Below are 16559 nucleotides of genomic sequence, written 5' to 3'. Positions count from 1 at the left end.
TCAGTCACCTCCCGCCCCGGCGCTGGTCGCGCCCGAACCGGTCGGCTGGTCGCTCGTGTACTTGCTCGTGTCGACGTCGCTCGGTGCCGGTTCGACCTCGACTCTGGTGTCGTAGAACGCGAAGTTCCCCGTCACCTCACACACGTCCGTGTGGGTCAGGTCGTTGTGGTGGCCGCGGACGTAGTCGCTTCCCCACCAGCCTTGGTCGGTGTTCACCAGCCCGGGCTGCATCCCGTCGTTCAGCTTCGCCTTCACGACCATCTCGCCGCGCTCGTTGTGGACGCGGACGTAGTCGCCGTCTTCGATGCCGCGGGCCGCGGCGTCCTTCGGGTTGATGTCCAACTGCGGCTCGTTGTTTATCTCCCGCAGCCAGTTTTGGTACTCGTACTGCGAGTGGATGCGCCACTTCGAGTGCTTCTGGATGAACATCAGCGGGTAGTCCTCCGCCGTGTCCCAGTCGTCGGCCGTCCGGCTCTCGATGTGCTTCGGCAGTTCCAGCGTGACGCCGCCTTCGGTCGGCGCGTCCTCGTCGTACAGTTCCAGCCGGCCCGACGGGGTGTTGAACTCCCCAGTGAACTTGACGACCGGCGTGCTCACCTTCACCGTTCCCTGTTCTTTCAGCGTCTCGTAGTCCACCTCGTCGTCGTTGGCGAGCAGTTCTCGGAGCGTCGCCGACTTATCGCGGTTGAAGTAGTCACCGAAGCCGAGGCGCTCGGCCAGCCTGACCAGCATCCAGTGGTCGGACTTCGACTCCCACAGCGGGTCGTGGGCGGGCTGGCGGTACATGATGTGCGGGTGGCCGCCCCACGTGTCGACGACGTCCTCGCGTTCGAACCAGTGGGACGCGGGGAGGATGATGTCCGCGTGCTGGACCGACGGCGTGTGGTGCATGTCGGCGACGGCGATGAGGTCGAGTTTCTTCGACGCCTCCAGCCACCGCTGTCTGTCCGGCATCTGGTTGGCGATGAAGTTCGACTCCTGTGAGTACATCACCTTTAGCTGGTAGGGGTCGCCGGACTCTATCGCGGTGAGGATGTCCGTCTGCGGGAGCGACGTGGTTCCGGGCCCGTCCTCGGGGGCGTCGTAGCCGCCGTTGTCGTACGACCCGCCGAGCGGGTGGCTCCCCTGAATGCTCCCGTGGCGACCGAAGTCGCCGGTCAGCCCGAGGAGGATGGCGTACGCCTGCCCGAAGGTGTGACCGTACTTGTAGCGGTCGACGCCGTAGCCGGAGGCGATGCCGCCGGGGCCGCGCGTTGCGAGCCAGCGCACCGCGGTGCGGATGTTGTCGGCGTTGATGCCGACCTCGGCGGCGACGGCGTCGGGGTCGTAGTCGGAGACGTGTTCTTCGAGGAGCGAAAGCGCCGTGTGGCAGTCGACGCCAGCGACGGTGTACTCACCGAACAGCGCGTACTCACCGTACGTCTCGGGTTCGAGCGCGACCGGCTCGCCCGTCGATTCGTCGACCGCGACGGGCAGGTCCTCGGTCACGTCGTCGAACACGTCGCTCGCGTCGAGCAGTTCGCCCGTGTCGTCGCGGACGAGCGCCGGCCCGAGTGTCCGCTTCCGAAGGAACTCGGTGTCGTAGGTCTCGTCGGCGAGGACTGTCTTAATCATCGACAGGGTCAGGAGCGTGTCCTTCCCCGGCTTGATGGGGAGCCAGAGGTCGGCCTTCGCGGCGGTGTTCGTGTACACCGGGTCGACGCAGACGAGCTTCGCGCCGTTTTCGACCGCGTCGAGGAGCTTCGAGGCGTCCTGTTGGAGGTTGCTGGCGAAGATGTCCGACCCCCAGACGATGACCGTGTTCGCGTTCCGCCAGTCGACGACCTCGTTGGTCGGGACGTTGAAGAAGCCGGCCCCGGCGAGTCGACTGAAGCCGAGTCCGACGTTGATGTCGATGGACCACGACTTCTGAGTCCCGCCGAACAGCGACGACAGCCGGCTCTGGATGGTGCCGCTGATGCCGTTGTTCCCCGACCCCGTCTCGAAGTAGACGCTCTCGGGGCCGTAGTCGTCGCGGACGCGCTCCATCTCCGCGGCGATGTAGTCGAGCGCCTCGTCCCACGTGACGCGCTCGAACTCGGCGGCGTCGCCGCGGCCCTCGGGGTTCGGACTCCCCGGCTCCCAGCCGACGCGCTTCATCGGGTACTTGAGCCGCGTGGCGTTGTAGATGCGCTGGGTGTGCGACAGCCCGAGGGTACAGGCGCGTTTGTACCGCTCGTCTTCGGGAATCTGCGGCTCGATTTTCCTGACGCGTCCGTCGCGGACGTGCGCTTCGAGCGGACACTTCCCGCGACAGTTCGGCGCGCACGCCGTCCTGATAATCTCGTCCTGTCCGACGTAGCTCTCGATGCCGGGGTTCTGCCTCGACGCCGGTTCGGTGGCGGTCTCGGCCAGCGAGGAGGCGTAGCCGCCGCCCCCGAGTCCGAGCGCGACGGCCGCGGCCCCGCTGGCTTTCAGCACGTCGCGTCTGAACACGCCGTCGCCGTCGCCGTCGCCACCACCTCCCGTCGAGCCGCGTCCGTCGTCACTCATCGAACCCCTCCGGTTCGGTCGGGCGGGCGTCCTCACCGAACTCCGCGACGACCGCCTCGTGGTACTTCTCGTGGAACGCCTCGTCTGAGAGTTCGCCGTTCGAGACCCGAATCGCGTCGCGGGCCATCCGCAGTCCCAACTCGGCGTCGTAATCGCCCCCGTCGAGGATGTTCGCCGCTTCCGTCTCCCACTCGTCGAGCGGAGTCAGTCGCGGCTGTTGTGGGTCGTTCATGGTTACACACGTACCGAGGGTGGCGGCCTCGGTAGGCCACCCGCTGGATAATGAAGCGGTTTATATACTCGACGTCGCACCGAGCCGTCTCGAACGTCAGCTGTCTGCCGTTTTTGCGGGGTAGTCGAGGGATTACTCGGAGTCGAACACCGCCGTCGCGAGCTTGGCTTCCACGGCGTTCAACCGCTGGGAGAGCGCCGACTTCGAGATGCCGAGCGCCTCCGCGAGCGTCGCCAACTCCGTCCGTCGCGGCGTCTCGTAGTAGCCGTGGTGGACGGCGATGAGCGCCGCCTCGCGCTGTTTCGCCGTGAGCGACGAGAGGTCGATAGTCGCCGTCTTCGACTCGGTCGAATCGCCGCGCCCGTCGGAGGTGAGTCGCCTGAGACAGACCCGCTCGGTCAGTTCGTCGAGCCGCTCCACGAGGTCGGTGATGACCGCGCGGTCCGAGAGATACGTCTCGACGACGATACACTCGCCGTCGGCGCGGCGGATTCGCGGTACGCATTCGAACTCGGCGAACGCCCGGCAGAGACAGTCGTCGCCGACGCTCGTCGTCGCGTGGACCACTTTCGAGGCGTCCCCGTCGCCGACGGTCACCTCGGCGTGGCAGACGTCGCCGTCGAGCTGCGTGTGGACGTCTTCGACCGCCGAGTCGGGGCCGGCTAACGGGCACGAACAGCGCTTTGCAGGCTCGATTTCCAGCAGGAGCTGGAGGTGTTGTTCCCGCAGTGTGTCGGCTTTCGCCTCCGCGACGCCGCTCGTGGAATCAGCCATTGGTAGTCAGTCGGTCAACACGGGGGAAGTGGGTTGTGCTGGTTCTCAGATTCCAGCACTGCTCTGTCTCGTCGCGGGCGACGGCTCCCGGCCCGCACCGAGTCGGTCGATTCCGTAGTCCGTACATTCATTACTCCAAGAATGTCTGTCTAATCTACATGTTCGAAGTCCAGTCCGAGCTGGCGATATTCGTCCTCTTGATGCTCGTCTGGACCGTCTTCGCGCTCTACTCGGCGTCGGTCTTCACGTGGTTCGTCGAGGTGCTCGTCCTCGCGTGGCGACAGACTATCGCCGCCGACGACGTCGCCTACGGCTACGACGACATCCAAGTCCGTATCATCACCATCGACGCGGCGGGCATCGTCCAATCGACGGTCGACGCGGTGCCCGACGGCCTCGCGGACGTTCGGGTCGTCGCCGAGAAGCCGATTTCGGTGGACGGTGCGTCGGTCCACGTCGTCCCCGAGGAGTTCACCTGCACGGCGACCCACAAGGGCCGGGCGCTCGAATGGGCGCGCCGCGAGATTCCCTGCGACAAGGAGTTCGTCCTCTACCTCGACGAGGACACGCTGATGGCGAACTTCGAGGGGTTGCCGGAGGGCGACATCGTCCAGATTACGGAACTCCCGCTGTACACCGGGTCGTGGGTGACGTATCTCTCGGAGGTGTTCCGCATCGGCTACCAGCGCGAGCAGCGGGCGTTCGGCCGGTTCAGATTCCCGCTGTACGCGTGGGGCGGCGGCATCGCGATTCGGACGCGCCTCGAAAACGACATCACGTGGGACTCGAAGACCATCACCGAGGACACGGACTTCGCGTGGCGCGCCGCCAGCGCGACGAACCTCGAGTTCAACGTGCTGGACTGCAAGTTCCGCAATCAGGCACCACCGTCGGTGATGACGATGCTCAAACAGCGCCGTCGGTGGTTCTCGGGGACGCGACAGGATTCTGACCTCCTGCCGCTACATTATCAGGTGTTCCTCCAGTTCCGCCTCGTCGCGTGGGGCTTTTCGCCGCTCATCCCGCTGATAACGCTCCTCACGTTTCTCGTCCCCGGCGCGCTCCCCGACCTGATGCTCTACCGAATCGGCTCGCTCGTCGAGTTCGCCACGCTGTTCGTCGTGACGGGCGTCGGCGTCGCGAGCTACCGGTCCGAGTCGAAACTCACGCTCCTCGCGGTCCCGTGGACGCCGATTCTCGTCGTTCTCAACACCGCGGGCGCGCTCTGGGGGTTCGTCTCGCCGGTCGAACACTTCACCGTCACGACCAAGGTTCCCCTGGAGACGGTCGAAAAGCGGAACCCCGCGTTCGAACCCGGTTCGCTCACGGACCACGACGGCCGGGACGACCTGCCGGAACAGTTGGACGTGCACCGACTCACGACCGAACTCCGCGAATCATTTCACATAGATGATGGTTGATTGTGGGCCGATCGAGCCGTCTCGACGTGGCGGCTGATAATATCCCGCAGAATACAGTGTGTGCGCTGCCGTCCTGCGATTTTTGGTTCGTCGTCAGCCCGTGAGAATCGAATCAAGCCTTATCCACCGTATCTGTGAATCTCCATGTGTATGTCACCGAACATTCAACTATGTCAGTGCCCGTCACGGTGCTCGGTCGGGTGCGGTTCGACCTCTCGCGTGCATCTCGGTCTCGGGGGTGACCGCCCGTGGCGATAGTCGAGTCGCTCGTCGGCAACGGCCTGTTCGTCCTGTTCCTCGCGGTGCTCGTCGGGATGGGGCTCGGCAAAATCAGCTTCCGCGGCGTCAAGTTCGGCGTCGCCGGCCCGCTGTTTGCGGGGCTGGTGCTCGGCCACTTCGGCTTCACCGTCCCCGACGCGTACAGCGGGCTCACGCTGGCGCTGTTCGTCGCCGCCGTCGGTCTCATCGCGGCGCACGAAATCGAGGGGACCGTCAAGGCGTACGGGCTCAACTTCGTCGCCGTCGCGGTGCTGATGCCGACCGTCGCGCTGGCGCTCACCTACGTCTGGACGCAGTTCGTCTTCCCCAACGCGTCGACGCCCCTCATCATGGGGTCGTTCTCGGGCGCGCTGACGAGCAGTCCGGGGCTGGGGTCGGCTATCGAGGCCCTCCCCGCGGCCGCCCGGCAGGACTACCAAATCGGCCACTCGGTCGGCTACGTCGTCGGCGTGCTCGTCATCGTCGTGTTCCAGCAGTTGTACCCCGTCATCGCCCGCCTCGACCTCGACGAGGAGAAGCGCGGCTTCGACGAGGCTATCGGCGGCACCGACGACGACGAATCGGGCTCGTCGGTCACCGAGGTGACGTTCAGCGTGATGGGCTACGCGCTCGTCATCGTCGCCGGCGCGGTCATCGGGTCGATTCCGATTCCGATGGGACCGTTCGGCACGCCCTCGCTCGGGACCACCGGCGGCGTCCTCGTCGCCGCGCTCGTCTTCGGTTACTTCGGCCGGGTGGGTCCCGTGCCGACGCGCATGGACACCGGCATCCTCTCGGAGATTCGGGCGTTCACGCTCGCGATGTTCCTCGCGGTCGTCGGCATCGGTGCCGGCGGCGGCTTCCTCGCAACCATCTCCGAGTACGGCCTCCAAATCGTGGCGGCCTCGGCGCTGACGAGCTTTATCGCCATCCTCGCCGGGCTCGCGCTCACTCGCTACGTCTGGGGCATGGACTGGATTAGCGCCGCCGGCGGTATCACGGGCGGCCACACCGACACGAAGGGTCTCGCGGCCGCCGTCGACGCCACCGGAGCCGACGAGGTCGCGGCGGGCTACGGTAACACCTACCCCTTCGCGCTCCTGTTCATGGTCGTCTACGCGAAGCTCCTCGTTATCATCATCCCGCTGGCCGCGTAGCCGCTCGTGTGCGTTCGCCGCGACACGAGGCGGTCGGCGCGGTCGCGGGCCCACCGCGGGCCCACCGCGGCCCCGTTCCGAGATACGCACCGGCCGGCGCGGTTTTCTCTCACGCCGAACGTATCGAACCACAAGACTGTTATCCTAGTTTTCTGATTGACAGAGACGAGAGTCCTCATGAAGCGCCGCACGTTCCTCCAACTGACCGGTCTCGGGGCCGCCGGCGGGCTCGCCGGCTGTCTCGGCTCGAACTCCCCTCCCCCGCGAAAGTCCAGCGTCGTCTCCGACTTCGAGGTGTCCGACGGCTCGCTCGTCGTCGACCTCGCCGACCAGACGTGGGTGATGTCCCGCTACGAAGCCGCCGACCAGTCGTCGCTGTCAGGGTTCGACCCGCAGTCGCTGGCCGCGCTCAGTCCCGTCGGGGTCGCGAGCGCGAAAGGAAAGGGCGGCGGCGGTGGCGGCCGCGGTGCGACCGGTCGCGGCACAGGCGGCTACGCCTCCGCTCCGCGGACCGTCCACGGCCACGCGTGGTACCACGGCGGCGACTACGCCGACGACTGGTACGAGAACAACGCCGGCAAAGTGAGCCGGTTCCCGGTCGGCGTCGCCGCGCTCGGCATCGCCTACCTCGGGTCGACCGCGGCGATGCGCGACGACGCGCCCGACGCCGGCCCGGTGCCGTGGGACCGCGAGATACAGGACCCGAGCGGCACCGCCGAGTACGACATGTCCGACGGGAGCCAACTGGGTCGCGACGGCTGGTACCGCGTCGGCGCGCACATCGTCGGCGACGACGTGAACCACGACTTCCGCTGGGAGTGTTACGACCTCGAAGTCACCGACGGCATCGGTGACGCGGGGTACTCCATCGAGGAAGAGTGGAAAGTCTCCCCGCGCATCTGAGCGGGACGAACCACGACGACCGCCGCGGCGACATCGTCGCGTCCGCCGCGACCGACTCGCCTTCCATCGATGTCTAACACACGAACCGACACGGCGACGCTCCTGACGCTCACCTTCGTGGTGTCCTTTTGTAGCTTCGCCTACGAGTTCGTCTACTCGGAGCTGCTGACGGTGATGTACGGCGGAACGGTCACCCAGTACGTCATCACGGTCGGGCTGTACTTCTTCAGCCTCGGCATCGGCGCGGCGCTTTCGGACGACCTCGACGGCGAGACCCTCGGCGGGAACTTCTTCCGCACCGAGGTGCTCTTGGCCGCGGCCGCACCCGCGGGCTTCCTGCTCATCGTCGGCCTCAACAGCGTCCGCATCCCGCAGGCGGTGCCCGCGGAACTCGTCTGGACCGTCGCCCGCCTGCCGGTCGTCGTCGTCGGGTTCCTCTCCGGGTTCGAACTCCCGCTTTTGACCCGCATGTTCGACGACCTCGACGGCGACGGGTCGGCGACGCCCTCGTGGCTCCGGACCGCCGGCACGCGAATCCACGATTTCGTCGTGGCCGCCGTCGGCACCCTCTGGACCGTCGAGCGGACCGAGGGCCGCAGAAGCGGGCTTTCGGTCGTCCTCGCGATGGACTACGTCGGCGGCCTCGCCGGTGCCGTCGTCTACGCCCGCGTCCTCTACCCGGGCATCGGCCTCATCCCGACGATATTCGTGCTGGCGCTCCTCAACGGGGTCGCCGCGCTCGTCTTCGTCGCCCACTTCGGCGCGTGGTCGTGGTGGCCCCTCGGCGGCGACGAGGCGTCCGCAAGCGCCGGCACCGGCGGGAACGCGGCCGCCAGCGCCAGAACGGACGGCTCCGACCGCTCGCTTTCGGCCGCCCGCGTCTCGAAGACGCTCCTCGTCGTCTGCCTCCTCTTGACGGCGACCTACGCGGGCGTCGTCGCCAAGCACGACGCCGCCGACGAGCGCCTGTCGCAGCTCTACCTCGAACAGCAGATAGAAAACGAGTACCCGCCGGGCGCGATACGCGCGACGGTCACCTCACAGGAGACGACCGCCTACCAGCACGTCATCCGGTACGACCGAACCTGGACCGGCACCGGCCCGAACCCGCACTTCGACGGGCGGACAGAACGGTGCCTCCGCCTCGGCGCGGCCGTCCAACTCTGCGAGAGTTGGGCCGACAGCTACCACGAGGGGCTGGTCGACGTGCCGATGTCGCTGGTCGACCCCGGCCCCGACACCAAGGTGCTCGTCGTCGGCGGCGGCGACTGGATTGCCGTCGACCACCTGCGGGAGTACGGCGTCACCGTCGACCACGTCGACCTCGACGGCGAGTTCATGCGCGACGCGAAGACGGACCCGTTTTTCGCCCGCTGGCACGACGACGCCTACGAGTACGACCGGCTGAACACGACGGTCGCGGACGGCTACCGCTATCTCCAAAAGACGAACGAGACGTACGACCTCGTGTTGCTCGACATCCCCGGCGCGACCGACGACGACCTGCTCACCCTCTACTCCACGGAGTTCTACCGCTCCGTCCGAACCCACCTCTCCGAGGACGGCGTCGCGGTGACGTGGGGCTACTCGCCCGACGCCTACCCCGAACACCACAAGGCGTTCGTCAACACCGTCGGGGCCGCGGGCTTCACCCGAGAGCTTTCCTACTGGGTGCGCGAGGACCTCGACGACGACGGCGAGACCGAGCGCGTCGAGCAGTTCTACGTGCTCGCCCCCGGCGACCGCCCCCGACTCACCGGCGACGGCGCGACCCGGTACGTCCGCGCCCGCGAGGAACACTACGGCGCAGTCGAGTGGCACGCGGTCCCGCACTACCGCGGCGTCCGCGAGAACTCCATCTTCCACCCGAACTACGACATCCTCGTCGACACCTGATTTCCCATGCCCTCCCACCCACCTTCCACGACCGAATCGCCTTCCCCCGCCGACCCGTCGCCGCCGGCCGAGACACCGACGGAACTGTACTTCGGTTACAGCGCCGACGCACCAGACCTGACGACCGTGGACGTGAAGACAGTCTCCCCGGCGACGCTCGCGGGCGAACCGGCGGTCCTCACCGTCATCGGCGAGTCCCACTACGTCGGCCTGCCGGCGCTCGACTTCCACGAGCTGTGTTCGTGCAAGCCGCTGCCGTACGAGCGAACCCACGAGACGCCGCTTTCCGTCGGCGCGGAACGCGAGTTCAGCTTCGAGAGCGACCGACTCGACGCCCAAACGGTCGTCGAAGGCCGGCCGCTTGACGCCTTCCCCGGTCCGGACGACGCGACGGTCGCCTACCGGTTCGACCCGGAGGCGTGGACCACCATCCGCATCGCAGACGGCGGCTACGAGACGTACCACACCTACCCGGAGTACGACCTCGCGCTGCACACGGAGACGACGATGACGCCCAAAACTCAGCGATGACGCCCAACACCCACCGATGACCCGAAACGCTTCCACCTACGACGGCGACGTGACGCTCAACGGCTCCGAACGACCCCCGGTCGAACTCCGCGACCCCGCGGACGTGTTCGTCGGCGGCGCGAGCGTCGCCGGCGACCTCGCGGTGCAGAACGCCGAGTACGTCTTCACCCACGCGCCGGTGACCGACGACGCGGCCGTCGGCGATGGGACGGGCGGCGACGCGGCCGTCGAGACCGAAATCCGCGGCAGTCTCGAAGACGGCTACGTCCAGTCGGTCGCCGGCGACGTGCTTCTCGGCGACGCCGAAGACGTGTTCATCGCCGCGGACGCCGCCGACGGCGCGGTTTCGGCACCCGGCGCGGAGAACGTCTACGCTGGCGAGGCAACGCCCGCGGCCGCCCCCGACGACTACGACGTGTCCACCTTCGGCTGGAAGCAGTCGGGGAGCGCGACCGACCCGGACACGGGCGTCTACGCGGTCGGAATGGCCCACGACATCGACCTCACGAAAGTCACCGCCGACGTGGAGTTCTACCTCGTCGGCCACGGCCACGAGGTGCGCGTCGAGGGTCGGGGCGCGGCCGTTTCGGTTCACTTCGTCGGCTACGACAACACCGTCAGCGTCGGGCCGTATCTCGCGTCGAGCGTCGAGACCGACACCGGCTTCGACAACGCGGTCGACGCCGACCCGTATCCAGCCGAGGACCTCGTCGAGATGTCCCGAAGCGAGGCGTACTCGAACGCCGGATTCGGCCGCCGGAAGGTGACGTTCCAAGAGCCGGCCGACGGCGACGAGTGGTGTCCGAACTGCGGCAAGCCCGCCGAGGCCATCATCGAACGCCACCAGATGGAGGCGTTTTTCCTCTTCGGGTGGCCGCTTTGGACCTTCGAGCAGAGCACTAATCCCGCCCGCGAGTGCGAACACTGCTCGCCCAACGCGATTCACGCCGAACTCTCGGCGTCCGAGCGCCGCGAGATATTCGACTGACGCCGACGGCGGTCCGAAGATATATATCAAAACACCAGACAATGTTGCACATACGACTGTCCGCGCGTTCGACCGTCGCCCCGACGCCCGAGTGCGCTCGCCGCACTCGGTTCGGCCGCCGGACTCGCGGCATCCGTCACGCCCGCCGTCCTCAGCGCGCCCACCGCAGCCGTCCGCCCCTCCCCAGCCATGTCGAGAAATGAGTCCACGCCGGCGTTGATGTCCTCCTCGTCGTGCCGGTACACGTTCGACCCGTCGGTCCAGACCGACGCCCACCTCCAGACGACGTGGGAGTGTCCGCACGAAGCCCACCCCGAAAGCGAGTTCTGCGTGTTCCACATGAGCCGCGACGAGCGCGCATCGCTCGACGTGACCGGCGACGACATCGTCGACGAGCTCCGGGCGAACCTCCAGTCGCCCGACACCCGCGTCAACGAGTACGTCGGCGCGGACCTCCCGCATCTCTCGCTCACCTATCAGGACATCAACGGCGCGACGAACCACGTCCTCAACTTCCAGCACGCCGATATCGAGGGCTTGGACCTCACCCACGGCCGCCTCGACCAAGGGTTGATTCTCCGCGAGGCGACGGTCGACCGCCTCAAACTCGATGAGGCGGTCGTCACCGGCGACGTGGACGCCCGGGAAGTCACCGTGACCGGCGCGGTGACGGCCGACGAGGCGACGTTCGAACAGGACGTTCGCTTCTCGGGGGCGACCTTCCGCGGCGAGGTCCGGTGCGACGAGACGGTGTTTCAGGGCGACACGAGCTTCGCGGACGCCACGTTCCACGGCACGGCGCGTTTCCGCAACGTCGAGACCAGCGGGAGTAGTCACGTTCTGGAGGACCACATCACCTTCGCGGACGCGACGTTCCGCGACGACGCGAGCTTCAGACAGGCCCTCTTCGACTACGTGACGTTCGACGGCGCGCGGTTCACCGCCGGCTCGGACTTCGAACACGTCGAGTTCGAGGGCGACGCGCGGTTCGACGGCGTCCGCTTCAACGAGATGGCCGACTTCGACGAGGCGCGGTTCGACGACGACGCGAGCTTCGCAAACGCCCGATTCATGCAGTTGGCCGAGTTCCGCGGCGTCGAGTTCAACGGCGGCAGCCGGACGACCCACGACGACGTGACGTTCGAGGGCGCGACGTTCGAGGGCGAAGCCGACTACAAACTCGCGCGATTCCGCTATTCGGACTTCAAAGACGCCGTGTTCAAGGGCGCGGTCAGCTTCGACCGCGCGACGTTCACCGCCCGCACCGACTGCTATCGCCTCCGCGTCGACGGCGCGTTCGACCTCTCTTTGGCGTCGTTCGGCGGGCAAGCGAACTTCGACGACAGCGAGTTCCACGACGCCGTCGTCGCCGAGGAAGCGACGTTCGGCTCCGATGCCTCGTTCGAGGCGGTCGAGTTCCAATCGAACGCCCGGTTCGGTGAGGCCCGATTCGAAGAGGACGTGAGATTCAACGCCGCCACGTTCCGCGGCCTCGCGTCCTTCCGCGGGGCGTTCTTCCAGGGCGAACTGCAACATCTCGAAGCCAACGCCTCGTTCAACGGGGCGACCTTCGAGGCCGGCGCGGAGTTCGAGGCCGCGAACTTCACGAGCGCGTCGTTCTGGGAGACGACGTTCCACGACCGGGCGGACTTCCGGCAGTCGGACTTCGAGACGGCGCGCTTCCGCGTGCTCGTCGGCGACCGCGACACCTACCTCGACTTCACCGACGCGACGCTCGACGGCGGCACGATTTCGCAGGGCTCCGGCGAGCCGACGCCGTACGACCTCACCCGCGCGACCATCGGCGACCTGACGCTGGAGGGCGGCGGCAACGAACACCAGCTTTTGGACCACTTCCGCTTTTGCCTCACCGAGTTCGACCGCTTCGACTTCAGCGACCACCACGGCTATCTCGAACGCAACGACTGGACCATCCACGACTTCGTCGGCAACGGCGCGACCGGCCAGTTCGCCGTCGAGCTAACGCCCGATATCATCGAAGAAACGTACCGCAAAGCGCAGGACAGCGCCAACGCGGTCGGCGACACCCCCGCGAGCCGCGAGTTCGAGTTCAAGCGTTACTACTACAACCGCCAGAAGAACTTCGACATCATCCTCAACGAGTACTCGCTGAACACGTGGGCCCGCGGCAAGAAGGTCGCCAGCGTGGGGCTGAACACGCTCATGCAGGTCACCTGTGGCTACGGCAACCGACTCCCGCGAATCGCGGCGTTCACGTTCCTCCTCCCGGCGCTGTTCGGACTGTGTTACGCCCTCGGCGGGCCGTTCCTGACGCAGGCGGGGAGCGTCTTCGACCCCGCCGCCGTCGACAAAACGACGATGGAAGTGCTTTTCGACAACGTCTATTACAGCTATATCAGCTTCAGTACGGTCGGCTACGGCGATATCAATCCGCTCGGGCCGGCGGCGCGGGTGCTCGCGGCGAGTCAGGGGATGTTGAACGGACTGTTCTTCACCCTGCTCACGTTCACGCTGTTCAAGCGCGTCCTCGGCGGGAGCTAATCGAGCCGAGTCGCCCGCGTCTTGTCCTCACTTCTCCGACCGCTCGTACACGTCCGGTCGCGCGTGCTGGAGCGTCTGCATGTCGCGGCGAATCTCGTCCAGATGCGACAGGTCGATGGTCGCCGTGACGACTTCCTCGCGGTCCCGCGCCTTCGAAATCACGTTCCCCCACGGGTCGACGACGAGCGTGCGGCCGTAGGTCTCGACCCACGACGGCTTGTCCCCGATTTGGCCGGGCGCGATGACGTACGCCTGATTCTCGATGGCGCGGGCGCGAAGGAGCGGCTCCCAGTGGTCTTTTCCGGTGTGCATCGTGAACGCCGACGGGACGAGTAGGACGTTCGCGCCGGACTGCGCCATCGCCCGGTAGAGCCCCGGAAACCGAAGGTCGTAGCAGATAGAGAGGCCGAACGTCGCGAGGTCGGTATCGACCGTCACCGGCCTATCGCCGGGGGCGACGTAGTCGGACTCGCGGTGTTCGACGCTGCCGTCGAGTTCGATGTCGAACAGGTGGACCTTCCGGTAGGTGTCGAGCACCTCGCCGCTCGGGCCGATGAGCGCCGACGTGTTGTAGACTCGGTCGCTGTCCGGAATCCGCTCGAAGAAACTGCCCGTGTGGACGAAGACGCCGTGCTCGCGGGCCTTCTCCGAGAACCGTTGTATCGTCGGGCCATCCAGCGCCTCCGCGACCTCTGCGAACCGCTCTTCCGGGCCGATGAAGGTCGTCATCTCCGGGAACGCCACGAAATCAGCGCCGTCGGCCGCGGCCTCGTCGAGGAGGCCGAGCGCCCGCTCCACGTTCGCCGCCTTGTCGTCTCGGGAGTCTAGCTGGCACGCGGCCGCCACGAATCGGGACATCTCGTCGGGAGGCTACGCGGACCGGCGGTATGGTAGTCACGGTTACTCGCTCGGGTCGAACTCCAGATAGACGAGTCGCTCGTCTCCGACCGTCCAGCCGCGATGCCCCGGCGGGATGGTCGCGGCACAGCCGGCGGCAATCTCCGTCCGCGCCCCGTCGTCCAGTTCGAGACCGAGCGTCCCGGAGACGACGTAGATGTCGTGGGCGCTCTGACAGTAGTCGGGTTCCGTTCCGTCGCGGTCGGCTTCCGCTCCCCACCCCGGCTCCAGCGTCGCTCGCGTGACCGACACGCCGCGTAGTTCGACCGACTCCGTGCGACCGCCTTCGAGTGCTGTCGAGGTTGCGTCGGAAAGCTTCGTGACGACCAGTTCGTCGACTGTTGTACTGTCTGCCATGAAACACGTTCTGCGGGCATTGTAGTATCTCTTGCGTCGGAACCGAACCCCGATTACAATATATCAAAATACTTTATAGATTCTATTCATCTACTACTTATGACATTTATCGCTCCGAGGGTCCTGTCGTCATCGCCGGCCCCACAGTCTGCGAACAGTACCACGAACGGCCCGGACGCCGAGTACAGTTCGACCCCCGCGGTCAAACCCCGCCAAATATATGACTTCTTAGCCGTCTTACATACGTGCGTATGGTCTCGATTCCCCGATTCAGTGCCCTCTCTCCGGAATGGAACGCCGCGCTCGTCGGGGCGATAGCCTCGCTTCCCATCAGTGCCGTGGTGAACTGGTTCCCGAACTCGGAGGCGACCGTCGGTGCCGGGATGATGATATTCGGGGCGGTCACCGCGGGAGTCGTCGCCGCGGTCCGCTCGGTGGACTCGGACGCCGCCGGACTCTACGCCGGTTTTCTTGGCGGCGTTCTAGAACTGGTCATATTCGCGGTGACGACGGGAACGACGGTGGCGTGGCCGCTGTCCAGAGTCGCGTTCTTCGCATTCGCCGGCGGGGTCGTCGTCTGTCTCGCCTCCATGTTCGGTCTGGGGTGCGGTCGAATCGGCGGATGGCTGATGCGGACTGTCGGCTCACGGTGGAACCCCACCGCGAGCACGTCGTAGCCTCCTGTTGCTGTTCTACGTTGAATCACCAATTTTCAAATATATATCTAAATCTGGTATGTGTGGCCGTCCCGCTGCTCGACCCCGAGGTCGAACATCCTCCCAGTTCTCCCAGTGACCAAAGAGCGAATTCGTTCAGCAGCAGTTGTGGTCGTCGTTCTTCAGTGGGGAACAGTCTCCGCGCCGACGCGCGCCGCTCCGCTCACTCCTCGACGTGTTCGAGCGGGTCGGTCTTCCCCCACCGCGCCGACGCGCCCTCGGTCGGCGTCGCCCACTCGACGGCGTTGTCGATGACGCGTTTGACCTCGTCTTGGTGGAAGATGGGATACTCCTCGTGGCCCGGTCGGAACGCGAAGATTCGTCCGCGGCCGCGGCGGTAGCAGACGCCCGAGCGGAACACGTCGCCGCCTTCGAACCACGAGATGAAGACGGTTCTATCGGGTTCAGGGATGTCGTAGGGCTCGCCGTACGTCTCCGTCGCCGGGATGACGAACTGCTCGTCGAGGCCGTCGGCGATGGGGTGGCCGGGGTCCGCGACCCACACCCGCTCGCGCTCGCCGCCGTGGCGGTATTTGATGTTGCAGGTCGTCCCCATCAGTCGCGTGAACGGCTTCGAGTTCTTCCCAGAGTGCAGCGGGATGAAGCCCATCCCCTCGTGGACGCGGTCGACGACGCGCTCCGCGACGGCGTCTGTCACCTCGTCGTTGGCGCAGTGGGACCACCAGACCAACACGTCCGTCGCGTCCAGCGTCGCCTCGTCTAAGCCGTGTTCTGGTTCCTGTAACGTCGCCGTTCGTACCTCGCGGTCCGGTCCCTCCAGATGCGCCGCGATGGTTCCGTGGATTCCCGTCGGATACCGCTCCGCAACGGCCGGTTCCTCCCGTTCGTGGACGTTCTCGTTCCAGACGGTGACTCGTGTGGGCATGCGCCATAGTGTTCGCCCCCGGTGATAAATTCTCTCACCACTCGTGACTGCGGTCCTCGTTCACGCGCAAAGCCCGTTCCCTCAAAGGGAACAATGTGTATAATCGAAGAAGAACGGCTATCAGCGACGAATCAGCCACTCCTGCGTTCGGAGCCGACGAACTACGAGATGCTGACCCGATTTCCCGACCCATTTTCGTTACAGACGTATGGGTGTAATCTGTGTCTGATAGCTCCTCCCACGGACCTCGCTCCGGACTCGTAGAATATATCTCGATTAATAATTCCCAACACGGGAACACCGTCTCTCCCGGTGTTTCCGTCGCAGGGCGACCTGATAGCTAATCATCGGTTTCGAGGCTTCTCAGTCGCCCTCTCGAATACTGAGATGCCACGCGACGACTACTGTCGTTCCCGTGACGGGAACGAATCGACGCATTTCCAGTCCTCGTACGCGCCTTCCGAACCCGGCGCGGCCCGGTCGGCGTG

14 protein-coding genes are annotated in these 16559 nt (G+C 66.0%); 8 read left to right on the top strand and 6 right to left on the bottom strand.

From position 1 onward, the window contains the following. The 3 genes from HVO_RS01755 to HVO_RS01745 form a co-directional block, all read right to left on the bottom strand. On the bottom strand, positions 1–2532 hold the full coding sequence (locus HVO_RS01755) for a molybdopterin-dependent oxidoreductase (protein WP_004041171.1): 2532 nt from the start codon (positions 2530–2532) through the stop codon (positions 1–3). Further along, entirely contained in the window at positions 2525–2764 is a 240-nt protein-coding gene (locus tag HVO_RS01750) for a 4Fe-4S ferredoxin N-terminal domain-containing protein (RefSeq protein WP_004041173.1), read from the bottom strand. The genes HVO_RS01755 and HVO_RS01750 overlap by 8 nt, the downstream gene beginning before the upstream one ends. 132 nt (positions 2765–2896) lie before the next feature. After that, on the bottom strand, positions 2897–3538 hold the full coding sequence (locus HVO_RS01745) for a helix-turn-helix domain-containing protein (RefSeq protein WP_004041174.1): 642 nt from the start codon (positions 3536–3538) through the stop codon (positions 2897–2899). A gap of 158 nt (positions 3539–3696) precedes the next feature. On the opposite strand from HVO_RS01745, the gene HVO_RS01740 reads away from it, so the two are divergent. From HVO_RS01740 to HVO_RS01710, 7 genes are all read left to right on the top strand, one after another. Then, positions 3697–4959 carry a glycosyltransferase family 2 protein gene (locus HVO_RS01740; protein ID WP_004041175.1) on the top strand — a complete coding sequence of 421 codons (1263 nt, stop codon included), beginning with the start codon at positions 3697–3699 and terminating at the stop codon, positions 4957–4959. 248 nt (positions 4960–5207) lie between these two features. Beyond that, on the top strand, positions 5208–6374 hold the full coding sequence (locus HVO_RS01735; protein WP_004041176.1) for an aspartate-alanine antiporter-like transporter: 1167 nt from the start codon (positions 5208–5210) through the stop codon (positions 6372–6374). 177 nt (positions 6375–6551) lie between these two features. Continuing rightward, on the top strand, positions 6552–7277 hold the full coding sequence (locus HVO_RS01730) for a hypothetical protein (RefSeq protein WP_004041177.1): 726 nt from the start codon (positions 6552–6554) through the stop codon (positions 7275–7277). Between the two features lie 69 nt (positions 7278–7346). Further along, positions 7347–9173, top strand: a complete 1827-nt coding sequence (locus HVO_RS01725) for a spermidine synthase (RefSeq protein WP_004041180.1) — start codon at positions 7347–7349, stop codon at positions 9171–9173. Between the two features lie 6 nt (positions 9174–9179). Further along, positions 9180–9704 carry a hypothetical protein gene (locus HVO_RS01720; RefSeq protein WP_004041182.1) on the top strand — a complete coding sequence of 175 codons (525 nt, stop codon included), beginning with the start codon at positions 9180–9182 and terminating at the stop codon, positions 9702–9704. Positions 9705–9720: 16 nt separating this feature from the next. Further along, positions 9721–10692, top strand: coding sequence for a hypothetical protein (locus HVO_RS01715; protein WP_004041184.1), 972 nt, complete (start codon positions 9721–9723; stop codon positions 10690–10692). A 219-nt stretch (positions 10693–10911) separates the two neighbouring features. Continuing rightward, positions 10912–13215 (top strand): pentapeptide repeat-containing protein, encoded by a 2304-nt coding sequence (locus HVO_RS01710; protein ID WP_004041187.1) that lies wholly within the window; start codon positions 10912–10914, stop codon positions 13213–13215. Positions 13216–13242: 27 nt separating this feature from the next. Here the strand turns inward: HVO_RS01710 and HVO_RS01705 are convergent, their stop codons facing one another. Both HVO_RS01705 and HVO_RS01700 read right to left on the bottom strand, forming a co-directional pair. Then, entirely contained in the window at positions 13243–14073 is an 831-nt protein-coding gene (locus tag HVO_RS01705; RefSeq protein ID WP_004041188.1) for a carbon-nitrogen hydrolase family protein, read from the bottom strand. A gap of 42 nt (positions 14074–14115) precedes the next feature. Beyond that, complete coding sequence (locus HVO_RS01700) at positions 14116–14469, bottom strand: cupin domain-containing protein (RefSeq protein WP_004041189.1); 354 nt, start codon at positions 14467–14469, stop codon at positions 14116–14118. A gap of 251 nt (positions 14470–14720) precedes the next feature. Between HVO_RS01700 and HVO_RS01695 the strand changes: the two genes are divergently transcribed. After that, entirely contained in the window at positions 14721–15146 is a 426-nt protein-coding gene (locus HVO_RS01695; RefSeq protein WP_004041190.1) for a DUF5518 domain-containing protein, read from the top strand. A gap of 202 nt (positions 15147–15348) precedes the next feature. Here HVO_RS01695 and HVO_RS01690 read toward each other — a convergent pair whose 3' ends face one another. After that, the gene (locus HVO_RS01690; protein WP_004041191.1) at positions 15349–16071 is read right to left on the bottom strand and encodes a ThuA domain-containing protein; all 723 of its coding nucleotides are present in this window, start codon (positions 16069–16071) and stop codon (positions 15349–15351) included. Positions 16072–16559: the final 488 nt, after the last annotated feature.

It is taken from the genome of Haloferax volcanii DS2 (genome assembly GCF_000025685.1).
GTDB classification, from domain to species: domain Archaea; phylum Halobacteriota; class Halobacteria; order Halobacteriales; family Haloferacaceae; genus Haloferax; species Haloferax volcanii.
The sequence above is the reverse complement of the archived record's forward strand: the minus strand, read 5'-3'. Positions and strand labels throughout refer to the sequence as shown.

Bases quoted from the DNA above. Each gene is read 5' to 3' on its own strand.
- HVO_RS01750 (WP_004041173.1), bottom strand. From the start codon at position 2,764: ATGAACGACCCACAACAGCCGCGACTGACTCCGCTCGACGAGTGGGAG.
- HVO_RS01710 (WP_004041187.1), top strand. From the start codon at position 10,912: ATGTCCTCCTCGTCGTGCCGGTACACGTTCGACCCGTCGGTCCAGACC.
- HVO_RS01705 (WP_004041188.1), bottom strand. From the start codon at position 14,073: ATGTCCCGATTCGTGGCGGCCGCGTGCCAGCTAGACTCCCGAGACGAC.
- HVO_RS01700 (WP_004041189.1), bottom strand. From the start codon at position 14,469: ATGGCAGACAGTACAACAGTCGACGAACTGGTCGTCACGAAGCTTTCC.
- HVO_RS01720 (WP_004041182.1), top strand. From the start codon at position 9,180: ATGCCCTCCCACCCACCTTCCACGACCGAATCGCCTTCCCCCGCCGAC.
- HVO_RS01690 (WP_004041191.1), bottom strand. From the start codon at position 16,071: ATGCCCACACGAGTCACCGTCTGGAACGAGAACGTCCACGAACGGGAG.
- HVO_RS01725 (WP_004041180.1), top strand. From the start codon at position 7,347: ATGTCTAACACACGAACCGACACGGCGACGCTCCTGACGCTCACCTTC.
- HVO_RS01745 (WP_004041174.1), bottom strand. From the start codon at position 3,538: ATGGCTGATTCCACGAGCGGCGTCGCGGAGGCGAAAGCCGACACACTG.
- HVO_RS01715 (WP_004041184.1), top strand. From the start codon at position 9,721: ATGACCCGAAACGCTTCCACCTACGACGGCGACGTGACGCTCAACGGC.
- HVO_RS01755 (WP_004041171.1), bottom strand. From the start codon at position 2,532: ATGAGTGACGACGGACGCGGCTCGACGGGAGGTGGTGGCGACGGCGAC.
- HVO_RS01740 (WP_004041175.1), top strand. From the start codon at position 3,697: ATGTTCGAAGTCCAGTCCGAGCTGGCGATATTCGTCCTCTTGATGCTC.
- HVO_RS01695 (WP_004041190.1), top strand. From the start codon at position 14,721: ATGGTCTCGATTCCCCGATTCAGTGCCCTCTCTCCGGAATGGAACGCC.
- HVO_RS01730 (WP_004041177.1), top strand. From the start codon at position 6,552: ATGAAGCGCCGCACGTTCCTCCAACTGACCGGTCTCGGGGCCGCCGGC.